The 14,972-nt window shown below is 52.7% G+C and carries 14 protein-coding genes; 11 read left to right on the forward strand and 3 right to left on the reverse strand.

Annotated features, from left to right (window positions below; genetic code table 11):
* The 8 genes from Q1J43_RS05000 to Q1J43_RS05035 form a co-directional block, all read left to right on the forward strand.
* On the forward strand, window positions 1-307 hold a 307-nt coding region (locus Q1J43_RS05000), incomplete at its 5' end, for an extracellular solute-binding protein (RefSeq protein ID WP_301101288.1).
* An 11-nt stretch (window positions 308-318) separates the two neighbouring features.
* Window positions 319-1,416: an ABC transporter ATP-binding protein gene (locus Q1J43_RS05005; protein WP_301101289.1), complete on the forward strand. Its 1,098-nt coding sequence runs from the start codon at window positions 319-321 to the stop codon at window positions 1,414-1,416.
* Between the two features lie 3 nt (window positions 1,417-1,419).
* Window positions 1,420-3,111 carry an iron ABC transporter permease gene (locus Q1J43_RS05010; protein ID WP_301101290.1) on the forward strand — a complete coding sequence of 564 codons (1,692 nt, stop codon included), beginning with the start codon at window positions 1,420-1,422 and terminating at the stop codon, window positions 3,109-3,111.
* An 11-nt stretch (window positions 3,112-3,122) separates the two neighbouring features.
* Window positions 3,123-4,181: an ABC transporter ATP-binding protein gene (locus Q1J43_RS05015; RefSeq protein ID WP_301101291.1), complete on the forward strand. Its 1,059-nt coding sequence runs from the start codon at window positions 3,123-3,125 to the stop codon at window positions 4,179-4,181.
* Between the two features lie 181 nt (window positions 4,182-4,362).
* Window positions 4,363-5,676 carry an extracellular solute-binding protein gene (locus Q1J43_RS05020; RefSeq protein WP_301101292.1) on the forward strand — a complete coding sequence of 438 codons (1,314 nt, stop codon included), beginning with the start codon at window positions 4,363-4,365 and terminating at the stop codon, window positions 5,674-5,676.
* A gap of 133 nt (window positions 5,677-5,809) precedes the next feature.
* On the forward strand, window positions 5,810-7,471 hold the full coding sequence (locus tag Q1J43_RS05025; protein WP_301101293.1) for an ABC transporter permease subunit: 1,662 nt from the start codon (window positions 5,810-5,812) through the stop codon (window positions 7,469-7,471).
* 18 nt (window positions 7,472-7,489) lie between these two features.
* Entirely contained in the window at window positions 7,490-8,608 is a 1,119-nt protein-coding gene (locus Q1J43_RS05030; protein ID WP_301101294.1) for an ABC transporter ATP-binding protein, read from the forward strand.
* A 5-nt stretch (window positions 8,609-8,613) separates the two neighbouring features.
* Window positions 8,614-9,516, forward strand: coding sequence for a LysR family transcriptional regulator (locus Q1J43_RS05035; protein WP_301101295.1), 903 nt, complete (start codon window positions 8,614-8,616; stop codon window positions 9,514-9,516).
* 31 nt (window positions 9,517-9,547) lie between these two features.
* Here the strand turns inward: Q1J43_RS05035 and Q1J43_RS05040 are convergent, their stop codons facing one another.
* Complete coding sequence (locus Q1J43_RS05040) at window positions 9,548-9,670, reverse strand: hypothetical protein (RefSeq protein WP_366141843.1); 123 nt, start codon at window positions 9,668-9,670, stop codon at window positions 9,548-9,550.
* Window positions 9,667-10,452: an exodeoxyribonuclease III gene (locus Q1J43_RS05045; protein WP_301101296.1), complete on the reverse strand. Its 786-nt coding sequence runs from the start codon at window positions 10,450-10,452 to the stop codon at window positions 9,667-9,669. Before Q1J43_RS05045 ends, Q1J43_RS05040 begins: the two co-directional genes overlap by 4 nt.
* Window positions 10,453-10,568: 116 nt before the next feature.
* Between Q1J43_RS05045 and Q1J43_RS05050 the strand changes: the two genes are divergently transcribed.
* Genes Q1J43_RS05050 through Q1J43_RS15880 form a run of 3 tightly spaced genes read left to right on the forward strand, consistent with a single transcriptional unit; the run spans window position 10,569 to window position 13,068 of the window.
* Complete coding sequence (locus Q1J43_RS05050) at window positions 10,569-11,756, forward strand: DNA cytosine methyltransferase (RefSeq protein WP_301101297.1); 1,188 nt, start codon at window positions 10,569-10,571, stop codon at window positions 11,754-11,756.
* A complete protein-coding gene (locus Q1J43_RS05055; protein ID WP_301101298.1) occupies window positions 11,756-12,640 on the forward strand; it encodes a hypothetical protein in 885 nt (294 codons plus the stop codon). The genes Q1J43_RS05050 and Q1J43_RS05055 overlap by 1 nt, the downstream gene beginning before the upstream one ends.
* A 38-nt stretch (window positions 12,641-12,678) precedes the next feature.
* Complete coding sequence (locus Q1J43_RS15880; RefSeq protein ID WP_366141845.1) at window positions 12,679-13,068, forward strand: very short patch repair endonuclease; 390 nt, start codon at window positions 12,679-12,681, stop codon at window positions 13,066-13,068.
* A gap of 373 nt (window positions 13,069-13,441) precedes the next feature.
* Here Q1J43_RS15880 and mobQ read toward each other — a convergent pair whose 3' ends face one another.
* Window positions 13,442-14,680: a MobQ family relaxase gene (mobQ, locus tag Q1J43_RS05065; RefSeq protein WP_301101300.1), complete on the reverse strand. Its 1,239-nt coding sequence runs from the start codon at window positions 14,678-14,680 to the stop codon at window positions 13,442-13,444.
* Window positions 14,681-14,972: the final 292 nt, after the last annotated feature.

Consider the following 14,972-nt stretch of genomic DNA (forward strand, 5'->3'; position numbering starts at 1 on the left):
CGCCACACTGGCGCTGGTTTATCCGCCCGAAATGCTGGTTATTCCCAGCCCCATCGCGATCTTCCGCAACAGCCCCAACGTCGATGCAGCGAAGAAGTTCGTAGACTTTGTTCTCTCGAAGGAGGGGCAAACGATTATTGCCAATGAAGGGACGCTGCCAGTTCGTACCGATGTCAAGGTGCCCGAACGCTACAAACTTCCGTCAGTTCAAGATGCGATGAAACGCGCCATGCTGATTGACTATCAGTCGATCATGGCGGAGAAAGAAGCGACCATCAAGAAATTCACTGACATCATGCAGAAGTGATGTAATTAATCATGGCTAATATTCAAATTAAAGGCGTAAGCAAACAGTACGCGGGGCGGTCGATTTTGGCCGACCTGTCACTGGACATCAATGATGGCGAGTGCTTCACACTGCTTGGCCCGTCCGGATGTGGCAAGACAGTTTTAATGCGGCTAATTGCCGGATTTGAAACACCGGATAGCGGCACCATCTCGATCGGTGGTGAATTTGTCGCGAATGCGGCGACGGGGCAGATGGTACCCCCTGACAAGCGTGGTCTCGGCATGGTCTTTCAGGATTACGCCGTGTGGCCGCACATGAGCGTATTCGATAACGTTGCCTACCCGCTCAAACTGGCGGGAACGGAAGCGGTATCGCTGCGTGAACGAACCATGCGTGCTGTCGGTCTGGTCGGACTGGACGGACTCGAACAACGTCTGCCTTCGCAGCTCTCGGGCGGCCAGCAGCAGCGTGTGGCGCTGGCGCGAGCGTTGGTTTCGGAACCGCGACTCCTGCTGCTTGACGAGCCGCTGAATAATCTCGATGCCAATCTGCGCGAGGAGATGCGCTTCGAGATCAAAGCGCTGCAAAAAAAGCTTGGCATTACGATTCTCTATGTCACGCACGATCAGGAAATTGCACTGGCTATCGCCGACCGTGTCGCCGTCATGGATGAACGCGGCATCTTGCGGCAAATCGGCGCTCCTGAGGAGGTCTACGAGCACCCCGCCGACGACTTTGTCTTCCGTTTTCTGGGCATTGCCAACTTTCTTCCGGTCAGGCGCGAGGGGAGAGACCTTTTCATTGGCGGCTCGTCCACGGCCTGGGTCGGCCCGACCCCAGACAAGGCGGGTGGCAAATTCACTGCTGGTTTTCGTCCAAGCGACGTAATGCTGGCACGCGACAGTTCGGGGCATCCTGGTTTGCCCGGCATCATCCGTCGTGCCAGCTTCCTCGGCGCACAGGTCGACTATTTAATCGATATCGCCGGCACCTTGGTTCGTGCGGCACTGCCGAGCCATGAATGCCTTGATCGAGATCTGCTCTTTGTCGAAGGGGACAACTGCCGCGTTGGGCTAGCCACAGTGCAATGGTTTGAAGGCGATATTATCGTTGGGGAGAGGGTATAAATTATGAGTACAAAAACAGAGTCGCGTTTCGGTACCCCCGAATTATTGTTCGGCCTTTCCGTGGCCGTTTTGGTCATTGTTGTTGCCGTACCCATGCTGCTGATTTTCTTCAACGCCTTCTGGGTTGATGGACACTTCAATGTGACCGATGTTGTTAAAGTGTTGCGCCACCCTGAGACCTATATGGCCTTGTGGAATTCGCTGGTTCTGTCGGTCGGCGTCACCATCACCGGAACCATCGTGGGTACCTTCTTCGCGTGGCTGGTTACACGTACCGACCTGCCTTTCAAGAAGACGATGAAGCTGCTGTTTCTGGTGCCTTTCATGCTGCCAGCATTCATTGGCGCGCTGGCCTGGAAGATGCTGCTCTCGCCGCGTGCTGGCTATATCAACCGTTTTTTCATGGACGTACTTGGTTTCGACAACCCGATCTTTGACATCTACACCTACGCCGGGATTATTCTGGTTGAGACGATGTATCTCTTCCCCTTTGTTTTCATCCAGGTCAGTGGTGCGCTGGAGCGCATGGATCCAACGCTTGAGGAATCAGCGCGGATTTCCGGCGCTGATCTGTTCACCATTACGCGAAAAATCACCATCCCGCTGGTGCTGCCGTCTATTCTTTCCGGTGCCTTGCTGATCATGCTCTACTCGATGGCACACTTCGGTACGGTAGCCGTACTGGGGATCGAGACGGGCATATACAATATTCCGACACTGATCTACGAAAAAATTCACCAGAGCGCGGGCAGTTTTGCCTCGATTCGGACGGCCACCGTGCTGGCTACCGTACTGGTTATCACCGCCGCTATCATTCTCTGGCTGCAAAATCGTGTCCTGAGCAAGGGGCGTTACCAGATCATCGCCGGCAAAAGTTTTCGCCCCGCTGAACTTAAACTGCGGGGCTTGCGAGTTCCGCTCTTTATTTTCTGCCTGGCCTATATCGGCTTTACCATCGTTCTGCCAACGGCGACCATCTTCATGGTCGGCGGGCTTAAGACGTATGGCTTGCCGTTCGTCTCTGAAAATCTGACTTTTGCAAATTACAACCATATTCTGTTCGAATGGGATCTCACGCGTGACGCCATCTGGAACAGCATTAGCCTAGGCTTGTCTTCGGCGTTGATCACCATGTTTGCCGGCGTGATCATCTCCTACGTGATCGTCAAAATGAAGGTGCGCGGCAAGGGTATCCTTGAGTTCCTCGGCATGCTTCCGTTTTCGGTGCCGGGATCGGTGATTGCACTTGGCGTCATCCTCGCCTGGAGCGGCAAGTTCGGGATCAATATCTACAACACCGTGTGGATTATTTTGCTCGCCTACATCGCCCGCTATATGGCCTTCTCGCTCAAGGCGAACTCGGCGGCGCTGGAACAGGTGCATGACTCTCTGGTCGAAGCCGCACGCGCTTCCGGGGCAACGATGGGGCAGGCCCTCAGGGATATTGTCGTGCCGCTGGTACGGCCGGGGATGATTGCGGCCTTCTTTCTAATTTTCTTGCCGGCCCTGCGTGAACTGACCGTTTCGGTACTCCTCTACGGCCCAACCACGCGCACTATCGGCGTGGCGATCTACACGCTCAATGAAGATGGTGAAACCGTGTATTCAGCTGCACTTGCCGGAATCGCCCTGATCATCATCGTGCTAGGCGAATTACTGATTAAACGCCTGGTCACCAGCAAGAACAATTCTTAGGGAGTACGGTAATGGCTTATATCGAACTTAATCAGGTCACGAAACGATTTGGTAGTGTCACGGCGGTGGATCGCTTGGATCTTCAGATCGCGAAAGGGGAATGCGTGGCCATGCTCGGCCCTTCCGGTTGTGGTAAGACCACCACCTTACGCATGGTCGCCGGCTTTGAAGACCTTGACGACGGTGAAATTCGAGCGGGTGAAACTTTGTTGTCCTCCAAGCGAGAAAAGTATTATTTACCTCCTGAACAGCGCAATTTCGGCATGGTTTTCCAAGCCTTCGCTGTGTGGCCACATCTTTCAGTTTTTGAGAACGTTGCCTTCCCCTTGCGGATTCGCAAGTTACCCAAGGCGGAAATTATCGCGCGCACTGAAGAAGCCCTGAAGCACACCAATCTTCTCCAGTTCGCCGCCGGCAGTCCGGACGACCTCTCGGGCGGTGGCAAACAGCGGGTGGCTTTGGCGCGTGCGCTGGCCATCCGACCAGACGTGATGTTGCTTGACGAACCCCTGTCCAGCCTCGACCCGCATTTCCGTGAAGAAATGCGTTTCGAGATCAAGGATCTGCAACGCCGCTTTGGTTTCTCGATTCTTTATGTCACACACGACCAATCGGAAGCGATGGCTTTGTCGGATCGTATTCTAGTTATGCGTGCTGGTGTGGTTCAGCAGGTCGGCACGCCGCTTGAGGTTTATGGATCGCCCGCAAATCGCTTTGTCTTCGAGTTCATTGGGTTGTCGTGCTTCCTGAAGGCGGGGCTAACGCCATCCGGCATGCAGATCGCCGGCAATGATTACGCATGGCCGAATGGTATTGCACCGTCGACCGAAATCATCGCCTCTGGCCGCGGATTACTCGCTGCACGACCTACAGAAATCGATTTTGTCGGCGAGGGCGGTGTGCGCGGCCACGTGATCAGCAAAGCCTACCTGGGCGAGACCATCGATTACCGGGTAATGGTTGGCGAAACCGAAGTTCGCGTGCAGAAGACCCGTCGTGTTCCAGGACCGGCCGTAGGTCAAAGTATCGGGCTCAATTTCCCACACCCTCATTGGTATCCAGTTGACTAAAGGCGGCGAGGCGAATTCCGGGGTTTTGATGTCACATTTTTAGTGATGCGTAATAAAGTGAAAGTGCAGCGTGACGCCGGATACGTCGCGCTGTTTTTCAAGCGTTTGCGGCTTAAAGCGTGCAAGTATTGGCTTGGCTCTTAGTGCCTTTTTGTCTGTGGGAAGGGGTTGGTTTCGGCCAATGGATCGCCTAGCGCACTTCTTTTCCCTTGCTTTACTCGTGATTTTTTCTGCTGATGTTCTGGCATTAGAAAGTATTGTTGTTGCTTCATCGTTTCCAAAAGAAGTATTGGTCGCTTACAAAAAAGCCTTTGATGAGCGTAACCCGCAATACCGGTTAGAGTTTGTCAATTTCCCAGGGACAAACATCATTCCTTTTCTAACGGATCGAACCCCCGGCTCAAGGCCGGACGTTTTTTGGAGTTCTTCCCCCGACAGTTTTCGTGCCTTGCTTCGACACGGCCTTCTCCAGACGATTGGGAGCCAAGGCAACCCGAGTATTCCTTCAAAAATTGGCAGCCTAAATATCGATGACCCTGATGGATTTTATAAAGGTCAGGCGCTTTCAGGCTACGGCATCATGTGGAATACTCGTTACCTCTCCGCACGAACGATTTCGCCACCTGGGACATGGAGCGACCTCGTCAAACCCGAGCTCTTCGGGCACGTCGTCATGTCCTCTCCCTCGCGTTCGGGGACCACTCACCTGATCGTTGAATCCATACTGCAAGGTGCTGGATGGGAGAATGGCTGGTCATTGATTATTCAGATCGCAGGAAACTGCGCCACGATTACCGACCGCAGCTTTGATGTTCCGAACAGCATCACGAGCGGACGCTTCGGAGTCGGTCTGGTGGTTGATTTTCTAGCACTCTCAGGGAAGTACTCCGGATTTCCTGTTGATTTTACTTATGCCTGGCCAAGCGCCATAACGCCTGCAAGCATTGGTCTTGTTACAGGCGCCAGGAACTCGGAGGGAGGCCTGAAATTCATTACCTTCGCTTTATCAAAAGAAGGGCAAAGCTTGCTGCTCAGATCGGAAATAAGTCGCTTGCCTGTACTTCCTGAGATTTACGCAAGCACAGACAGACCGGCCGATTACCCTGATCTTTTCGACGTCATCAAGAAACACCCCTCAACCTACAATCCGGATATCTCGGAAGCTCGCCATCTGGTGGTGAACGCCATTTTCAACCAGGTTGTCACCTTTAGGCACCGAGAACTGGTGGACGTAACAAAGGCAATTCAAAGCGCAGAGCGTCTGTTGATAAAACGTCCTCATGCAGAAGCAGGTGTGTTGATCGATAAGGCGCGAGCGTTGATATATCGGCCGCCTGTTTCAGAAAAAGATGAACTCACCACATCTCCGCAGTTGCAAACCAGGGCTCATATTGCGGCAATTGCAGCGCGTGAAGCCGAATGGGCGCGTCAGACGAGCAAGAATTATGTCTCTGCCAAGAAACTGGTGGAGCAGGCCTTAGCCATGATGCAGTAGCTGAGACTTCTAGCGGTTTCATAAGCCTCGGTCTGTAGCGGCTGGAGGCTGACACGAACTGTGTCGGGGTCAGAATTTTGACAAGGGACAAACGGTGCGATTTAGATCAGGATGGTCATTCGGAAAACCTCCAGTGCTTTTCGCATTTTTGGCGATCTATCTACTGACATTTCTCGTACTGCCCGTTGGCACTATGATTCTTCAGGGCCTCACCAATAATGAGGGGAAATTTGTAGCGGATCACATCAAGCTCTTGCTTGCAAATCCGGTATATGTGGAGAGTCTGCTAAATAGCCTGGGCGTTGCTGCTGGAGCGGCCGTTCTGTCGGCTGTTGCAGCGCTTCCAATCGCCATGGTTCTCTGGCGATACCATGTTCGCCCGTCGGTTTTCATCGAGTTATGCGGTTTCCTGCCCTTGTTTGTGCCACCATTTGTTCTCGCCCTCTCACTGCAAATTTTTTTCGGCAGGGGCGGGGCGCTGGGCATGTTGTTTCAGTCGTACTGCGATTTGGATCCTGCAATTTTGGGCTTGCCAAGCGTAATGTTGATTGAGGCGATGCATTATTTTCCGTTGGTATTGATGACCCTGACCATGACAACCAGCGCCTATAACCAGCAGGCTAAAGAAGCGGCCAGTCTGGGGAGCGGTTGGTTCCGTTTGATGACTCGGGTTTTTCTACCGCTAGGCATGCCTGGACTGGCGTTCGGCATGTCAATTACTTTTCTCAAAACATTGGACGATCTGGCGACGCCGCTTTCGCTTGGTGTTACAAATTTGCTCGCGCCGCAAGCTTTTCTCAGGGTATCAGCCTATGGTTCCCAGGATCCTCTCTCCTCGCTGATCGCGACCCTAATGGTTGTAATCTCAGGGCTTGCCTGGTTTGCATCGATTCGCTTCGTCCGACAGCATGTGGCTTTTCGGAATGCATCTTCCGTGAGTGCGTCTGTATTACTTTCTAAACAACAGATGATCGTGGGCATTACGTTTCTCGGCGGCATATTGATGCTTTACGCCACCGCTTACGCTGGGGTGGCCCTGACCTCGATTGCCCGGATCTGGAGCTATACCCTTTTGCCAGAGTCGTATGTCCTAAGTCATTACCTGACGGCCATACATTCTGAACGAGGTAGTTTTATCAACACGCTGGCCTATTGTGGATTTGCTGCTGTGCTCGATGTCGTTGTCGGTTTGGTGATGGCGTATGCGATTGACTGTGCCCCCCCCGTCTGGAAGAGATGGCTCACGTGGGGAGCGACCGGACTGTTGAGTGTGCCGGGCGTGGCATTGGCGATTGCCTATCTACAGTTTTTCCGTGGAATTGAAGTGCCACTCATCAATCAAGCGATTGACGCAAGCTGGTTTCTACTCCCCATGGCCTTCTCCGTGCGAGGTTTACCTTTCGCGATTCGAGCTTGTAGTATCACCCTTCAGGGCATCCCCGCCAGTTACGTGGAAGCGGCAAACATCTCAGGCCGCAACCGCTTCAGAATCTTTATAAAAATTGTTCTGCCGATGATGACTGTCGGTCTGTTTGTTGCATTCTTGCTCTGCTTTGGTTTGGCAGCGGTTGATCTTTCGTCGGCAATGCTCCTCATCCCTAGCGAAACCAATGCACCGGTCAGTTACAGCATCTATTTGAATATGCAATCGACAACAGGAAGAGGCGCTGGGTCGGCGCTGGCTATTTTGTCCATTGCTCTCGTTACCCTATCCTTGTTTACACTTTTAGTTCTGATTCGCCGAGATTGGAAAACGGTATCCAGTTTCAGAAAATTCGTCTTCACGGGAAGCTAAACGGTAGTGAGATGTGAAATGAACAGAGTAACGATTGAAGTTCGCAATCTTGATTTTTCCTACGGTGCAAAGCCTGTGCTGCGTAACATTAATCTTTGCATTGAGGCCGGGGAGTTGTTTGCGGTGTTAGGGCCGTCAGGCTCTGGAAAAACAACATTGCTTCGACTGCTCGCCGGTCTTGAACGACCTTCGGCGGGGTCTATTCGAATCAATAAAACGGATGTGTTTGACATACCTCCCGCACAGAGGGATGTCGGCATGGTTTTCCAGAATTTTTCCCTCTGGCCCCATATGTCAGTATTCGAAAATGTGGCATTCGGCGTCGCTGAACACCACAGAAACGGAACTGAGCTGGAAAAGCGAGTAGATAAAATTCTTAAAATGCTCGATATTGCTGAGACCCGCGATTTTCGCCCCGACTGTTTGTCGGTCGGGCAGCAACAACGGGTGGCGTTGGCTCGCGCACTGGTTAGCGAGCCCCGGCTGTTGCTCCTTGATGATCCGTTTTCCAATCTTGAGTACGAGCTTAGGGTGCAGATGCGTCATGATTTGTATTTGCTACAGCGCAAACTAGGCATTACTTCGATCCTGGTCACGCATGACCAGGAGGATGCGCTGAGTATCGCGGATCGCGTTGCAGTGGTGGCTCATGGCACCATACAGCAAGTCGGCACCCCGGCGGCCATTTACGATTTCCCCAACTCGATGGAAGTTGCACGGTTCGTTGGCGTTACCAACTTTCTTCCGGGAAACGTGAAGCACATAGAAAGCCAACTCATTGAATTTTTTTCACACGACATCGGGCATCATCGTTGGCCGATCTCACGTGATGCGCCATCGGAAGGGCCGTCAGTACTGAGCATTCGGCCACATGCTCTTCATATCGCTCCGATTGATAGTTTTCGCGACGGAAGATACCTGTGGCTGGAGGGAACAATCAGGAGCAGCGAGTTCCTTGGGGAGGTGGTGCGCTATCAGATTGACATCGGGTCGGTCAGTATCAGCGTCAACCAGGCACATTTCACTTGCTCTTCCGTTACGCCGTCTGGAACACCCGTGCTTGTCGGATTTGACCCATCCCGGTCGCGGCTTTTCCCTGTGTCTGCGGAGATGTCATCAGTCTCTGTGTACGACTAAGTCGAATGGATATTCTCAAGCTTCGCTCGTTTGTCATGGTTGCTCGACTAGGCCATCTGACGCGTGCTGCGGAGCGCCTATTTCTTACCCAACCTGCGGTTACACAGCATATCAAGGCGATTGAGCAGGAAATTGGGATTACATTGTTCGATCGTGCGCCGGGGAGGATCACGCTGACCCGGTCCGGAGAAATTCTTCTTGCTGAAGCAGAGCATGTTTTGTCCGTCTTCGAGGGATTTGCAAGAAAGGCAAAGCAAATCAAGGGGGAAGTTACCGGAAGCATTCTGATTGCGACTATTGATGACTCAGACTTTATCAAGCTAGGTGGGCTGCTTTATGGCTTACGTGCGTCGCTACCCCTCCTGCAAATAAAAACCCGGCTTGTACTAGCTGATGACGTTGTGAACGGAATCAAGAATGGAATGTTTGACGCCGGCTTTTACATCGGGTCAATCGATCATCCTGATTTTGTCATGCAGCCTTTGCGAACGATTACGTATTGCACGGTGGGTCCGGCGGATTACGGAAAACAGTTGGCAAAGGCTGGCTGGAGAGAGGTTGCAGAACTGCCCTGGATTGCAGCACCCGAGCGTTCTCACGTGTCACGGCTGCTGCGTTTGCTTTTTGCGCAGCAGGGTGTATTGCCCAACGAAGTCGTTGAATGTGACCAACTTCCATCAATGCTCGATTTGGTTCGTTCCGGTCTAGGCATGGGCTTGGTGAGGGAAGATCTCGCCCTGATTGCTGCGGAGAAGGGAGAGGTGGCGATCTGGCCTCATGGAAGCATCGAGAGCAATTTATCGTTCGTTTTCAGGCTATCTGAGGAACATGACCCCGCCATTGTCGGCATGCTTTCCGTATTGCGCGACCACTGGCAGATCCAGGGATGTACTGCCGGTGAAACCTAACAGGACGGGCATCCCGGATGGTACGGACTATTTAAATCGAATAGTCATAGTCGATGCTCAGCGGCGCATGGTCTGAAAACCACTCGCCTTTGTATACCGCTGCGCCGCGTACCGTAGCGGCCAACGCCGGGGTGGCCAATTGATAGTCAATCATTCAAAATACCTACATTCGTAATCTACGATTAGCGGTGCATGGTCGCTGAATTTTTCGACCTTGTAGATGCTGCTTTCCTTTGCAGCAGAAGCAATTTCAGCGGTTGCGACATGCAAATCTATCCGCCAACCCACATTTTTGGCGTATGCGGCACCGCGATTGCTCCACCACGTATACCCCGCATCGCTCGCCTCTGGGTATAGCGTTCTATACACATCAACCCAGCCGCTTGCGTAGAGTTTGTCGAGCCATGCCCGCTCTTCTGGCAGGAATCCACTGTTTTTCAGATTGCCCTTCCAGTTCTTCAAATCGATAGGGGCGTGAGCAATGTTCCAATCACCACAAACAATGAATTGCCGTCCTTCGGCTCGTAGGGCATCCATGACGGGAAAAAATTCGTCCAAAAACTCAAATTTCGCCTCTTGTCGTTCAGGACTCGATGAACCTGACGGGACATAGACAGAAATGACTGAAAGGTCGCCGAAATCGGCTCTGATATATCGCCCTTCCGCATCAAACCCAGCGTGTCCGATGCCCTCAATGACCTTGTCAGGTTCACGGCGGCAGTAGATGCCGACGCCGGAATATCCCTTTTTTTCGGCGTAGTGGAAAAAGCCTCGGTAGCCTGCGGGATTTCGCATGTTGTCGGTGAGGTCTGCCGATTGGGCTTTGAGTTCCTGTACACAAACGACATCGGCGTTAGTCGTTGCCATCCACTCAAAGAAGCCTTTCGTTGTGGCTGACCTGATTCCGTTGAGGTTTGCGGAGATGATTCGAACCATATTGATTGATTGGGCTTACTGCAGCCAATTGCGGCTATCTATGCGTTAAATGAAGTGGTAAAGGGTATCACGGTAGGTGTCGATAAAGTCTCCCAAGGGGCGACTAATTGGCGTGCTTGAACTATCATTCGCCCTATACAAAACATATGAGCGAGAGACCGATGAATTTTTACGAGTTCTTCGCAGGCGGGGGCATGGCGAGGCTAGGTTTAGGCTCGGAGTGGCATTGCCTTTTTGCAAATGACATTGACGAACGCAAGGCTGAAACTTACCGCCGCAACTTCGATGATGCTAGTGAACTACACCTTGGCGATATCGCAGGCGTAAAAATCTCCGATTTGTCAGGACGTGCCGACTTGGCTTGGGCATCTTTCCCTTGTCAGGATTTATCCCTTGCTGGGGCAGGTGCCGGATTAAAAGGTGAACGCTCAGGGATGTTCTGGGAGTTCTGGCGTCTTGTTCGCGGTCTGCGTGCCGAGAACCGCCAACCTCGCATTGTTATTCTCGAAAATGTTTATGGAGCCATCACATCCCACGGAGGGCATGATTTAGCCGCGATTTGTAGTGCGTTTGCGGAAGACGGTTATCGTTACGCTCCTGTCGTAATTGATGCTTCTAGGTTCGTCCCACAGTCTCGCCCCCGACTTTTCATTATTGGTTTTGCAAATGGAGTTGAACCGCCTGCCGAATTGCTCCGCGATGCCCCTGTCTCTCAGTGGCATCCCGACGCCTTCGGAACTGCTTATGACCTTCTCGACTCGGCTACCCGCGAGTGCTGGTTGTGGCTTGACCTTCCGATACCTGCCGAGCGAACCACGCGACTTGTCGACCTAATTGAAGACGAACCGACAGGCGTTGAATGGCACACGGCGTTCGAAACGAAAAAACTGCTTTCCATGATGACTCCGATTAACGCCGACAAAGTAAAGGCGGCGAAAAAAACGAAGACAAAACAGGTCGGAGCCATCTACAAGCGAACTCGTGCCGACGAAGATGGCGTTAAGCGTCAGCGTGCGGAAGTCCGCTTCGATGATGTTGCAGGCTGTTTGCGAACGCCCGCAGGCGGTTCCAGTCGTCAAATCATTCTCGTCGTCGAGGGGCAAAAGGTTCGTAGCCGTCTTCTGTCGCCAAGGGAGGCTGCGAGGCTCATGGGTATTCCTGATTCATATGTTTTGCCTGCTCGCTACAATGATGCCTACCATTTGGCGGGTGATGGTGTAGCTGTCCCCGTTGTTTCATGGCTTGCACGCCATGTCGTTGAGCCTGCCGTCGCTCCGAATGTCGTTCGTCGGGCGGTGGCGTAATGGCGACACGGCAACGAATCGATAAAACTAAATCCATCCCTTGTGGCATCTCGCCTGAGATGACGGCGAGAATCGAGGCATACGCTGAGGCGTTAGTAGCCGCAGCTCCCTCGATTGGCTCTCACGGTCTGACGAATGATGCATTTTGGAAGGCTGGCATTTTCCGTTCAGCTGTTGAGAAGATTCGTGGGTCGAATGCCGCCTCAATGTCGGACAAAAAGGGGTTCATTGCCGATATGCTCGGCACGCTAAAACTGTCGGGGCGAATTACAGATTTTGATTTTACGGGAGCGGGCGACAGGCACGACTATCAGGTCGTTTTGAATGGAGGGAAAGTCTCCATCATCGAGGCAAAAGGATGCCTCGATGGAAACAACACTACGGTTTACACGCGTCCCGCAAATGCCGACGAGTTTGTTATTTGGTCTCTGTGCCAAAATCCCGGAGCCGATCCAAAACACAATCTTTGGTCGGGCGTTCACACCCGCCTTGGTGGGAAAATCATTGCCGAGAAGGAACGCGTCGATGCCCTCATTGTCTGGGACCAGCTTTGTGGGGGACCGGGGCGACCCTGTCCGAAATTGGCGACAGGGCGAGGCATAGAACTGAATGGGCAAAAGATTCCCCCTCCCTGCATCTACCTTTTTCCCCGAACCATTCCAGACCCTCGGAACAATACAGCTCCCGCCGTCTGGCAGTTGCATGAAGTAGGGCTTGCCTCCGCTCTGGTTGAAGAATTTGGCGGCAATGCAGACGATGTTACGGAAGTTCATATCGAAGCACGAATGAATGGTGCTAACGTTGAGCGGAAGACCACACTAAAACGCGGTGGTGCGGTAATCGTCGAATCGGGATGGACGGAGTTGAAGCGGGCATCCCGCTGATGTCAGATGTTTATGACGCGGCTACGAGAAGTCGCGTCATGCGGGCGGTAAAGTCGAAAGACACTCGCCCAGAACGGACTGTTCGTTCCTTGCTGCATCTTCTTGGATTCCGCTTCCGTCTCCACCGCAAAGACTTGGCGGGAAAGCCGGACATTGTCCTGCCTCGTTATCGAACGGTAATTTTCGTTCACGGGTGCTTTTTTCATGGGCATAACTGCAAACGAGGGAGTCGAGAACCGAAGACAAACGTCGTTTACTGGCGTGAAAAACTCAGGCGGAATGTTGAGCGAGACCAGATAGTTTTCAATGAGCTTTCCGCCCAAAATTGGAAAGTCCTGACGGTCTGGGAGTGCGAACTAAAAGACCTCGAAGGATTAGGGCTGCGTCTTTCGAACGCAATCACCCTGACTCCGATGGACAAACCATAGAGCAGAGAACAGAAACGAGGGCTACAACGCCAACAGCCTCCGCATCAAAAAACAAAACCGCCCGAAGGCGGCTCTGTCTGTCGTATGGAGACACCCCCACATAAGCGGGGAAGGTGGAGAAGTCTCCGATATTTCTAAGTCGCCTGTGCGGCGAAAAACACTCCATACGACAGAGATAATTCTACATTTTTCGCATTGTTATTCAATGTGTATAAATCATTTGATTCGAGAACCGTTCTCAAATCCTTCGAATTCACAAGCTTCACAGGCTATTTCTAAAAAATAACGTATGAGATGAAGAAGCAACGGAAAGAAAAAGTTTTCCACTGTTGGTTGTGATACCCGTGAATGGACGAAAAACCAACCCTGCCTTTCACTTTCGGAGACGTGCACGAAGTGCAGCGGCTATGAAAGGGGAAGGAGCCGGAAGGCTTGCCTCTCCGCGTGTTTTGCCCTCTCCCTCCTTCTTGGATAACGCCAATTCATCATCCGTGGGCGTGTAGCCCTGAATCGCATCTGGCGGATATCCATGGCGAACTGCTGATTTCCAGAGATTCCGCCGGAATTCCTCGCCGCCTTGCACCTTGATGGATTTCCATCCTTTCAATTGAGCCAACTCGATGATGGTTTCCACCTCATCCCGCATTCCCCCGAATTTCGGGGTAAGGCGGTCGCCGTGGTCGCGGACGCTCCCACCGTTGACGCGGATATCCAATGCCTGATTTTTGCCGTCGTAGTGCATGGAATGCAGGCGTTGCCCGAAATGGGTTCTGACCTTCGCTTGATAGCTGCTGTCCTGTGGCAATGCCTGAGCTGTTTCAAATGGATTTGCCGCCGTATGTATCGGCAACACGCAAGGGGTTGCTGGTTTTGTATTGCCGGGTTTGTTGTCCTGCTGTTTTCTGAATCCTTCCTCCATTTTTATCCCCCATGATGAATTGATAGTCTGTTTGATGGCTTCACGCCGAGAGTTGGCTTTGGCGAACCTTGCCCGCCGATTTACCCCTTTGTGCCGTTCTGGCTGGCGGCTTATTCCTTGGTCAATCAACCGCCGATGGTCGATGCGTGAACGGTGCCCTGACTTCGCCAAGGCTCGGTTGCAATGGCTTGCCCACGCTTCCCGCCATCCTTCAAGCATGGTCTTGTCGTTCCATTCACGAATTTTCTTGCCGAAACCATCAGCGTTCAATTCCCGCATGGTCAGGAGTAAGTGGACATGGGGATTGCCGATGTTGTCGTGAACGGCGATGTCGGCAACCATGCCCCGCTTCACAAATTGCGATTCAACAAATTCCGCAATCAGGGCGAGGCGTTCAAGGTGCGACAGTTCCAGGGGCAATGAAATTTCAACCTCTCTCGCCAACTGAGCATCCCCCCGCTTTTCTGCCGCTTCAACCGCATTCCACAACTTGGCTCGGTCGAGTGCCCACGCGGGAGCATCGTCGGGAGCGGCAATCGCCCGCCACCCGACATGCTGACGACGGGTGTAATCGAAGACCAGACCGGAACGAGTGTCTTTGATTTTGATTCCGGCTCGATACGCGGCGGCGGCTGTCGCCGTTCGCCCTGTGCTTCTGCCGATAATTTTTGTGCTGAGGTGGTAAATCGCCATTGCTCTCCTTGCCTTCCTCGCAATCGGTCGAGATTGCGACGCACACATTCCCTTGGGAATGTATAAGTGCGCCCTTGCGGGGTTCTGGTCTGCTTGTGTTGTTGATTCCGGTCCGCTATCTCTATTCCTTTAATCCGGCATGCCGAGCAAAGCAACCGCTGGACGACAAACGGAGGAAATCAAGCAATGGGAAATGTGCACGAGCAAATCAGCAGGCTGCTGGCGAAACGTGCCGAACTGGACGCACGTCTGGCAACGGCTCGTTCAACCGCAACAAGGCAGGAACGTAGAG

Source organism: Propionivibrio sp. (assembly GCF_029255185.1).
In the GTDB taxonomy this organism is placed as follows: domain Bacteria; phylum Pseudomonadota; class Gammaproteobacteria; order Burkholderiales; family Rhodocyclaceae; genus Propionivibrio.

Coding starts and splice junctions, on each gene's coding strand:
- Q1J43_RS05005 (WP_301101289.1), top strand. CDS start 319: ATGGCTAATATTCAAATTAAAGGCGTAAGCAAACAGTACGCGGGGCGG.
- Q1J43_RS05010 (WP_301101290.1), top strand. CDS start 1,420: ATGAGTACAAAAACAGAGTCGCGTTTCGGTACCCCCGAATTATTGTTC.
- Q1J43_RS05015 (WP_301101291.1), top strand. CDS start 3,123: ATGGCTTATATCGAACTTAATCAGGTCACGAAACGATTTGGTAGTGTC.
- Q1J43_RS05020 (WP_301101292.1), top strand. CDS start 4,363: ATGGATCGCCTAGCGCACTTCTTTTCCCTTGCTTTACTCGTGATTTTT.
- Q1J43_RS05030 (WP_301101294.1), top strand. CDS start 7,490: ATGAACAGAGTAACGATTGAAGTTCGCAATCTTGATTTTTCCTACGGT.
- Q1J43_RS05035 (WP_301101295.1), top strand. CDS start 8,614: ATGGATATTCTCAAGCTTCGCTCGTTTGTCATGGTTGCTCGACTAGGC.
- Q1J43_RS05040 (WP_366141843.1), bottom strand. CDS start 9,670: ATGATTGACTATCAATTGGCCACCCCGGCGTTGGCCGCTACGGTACGC.
- Q1J43_RS05045 (WP_301101296.1), bottom strand. CDS start 10,452: ATGGTTCGAATCATCTCCGCAAACCTCAACGGAATCAGGTCAGCCACA.
- Q1J43_RS05055 (WP_301101298.1), top strand. CDS start 11,756: ATGGCGACACGGCAACGAATCGATAAAACTAAATCCATCCCTTGTGGC.
- Q1J43_RS15880 (WP_366141845.1), top strand. CDS start 12,679: ATGCGGGCGGTAAAGTCGAAAGACACTCGCCCAGAACGGACTGTTCGT.
- mobQ (WP_301101300.1), bottom strand. CDS start 14,680: ATGGCGATTTACCACCTCAGCACAAAAATTATCGGCAGAAGCACAGGG.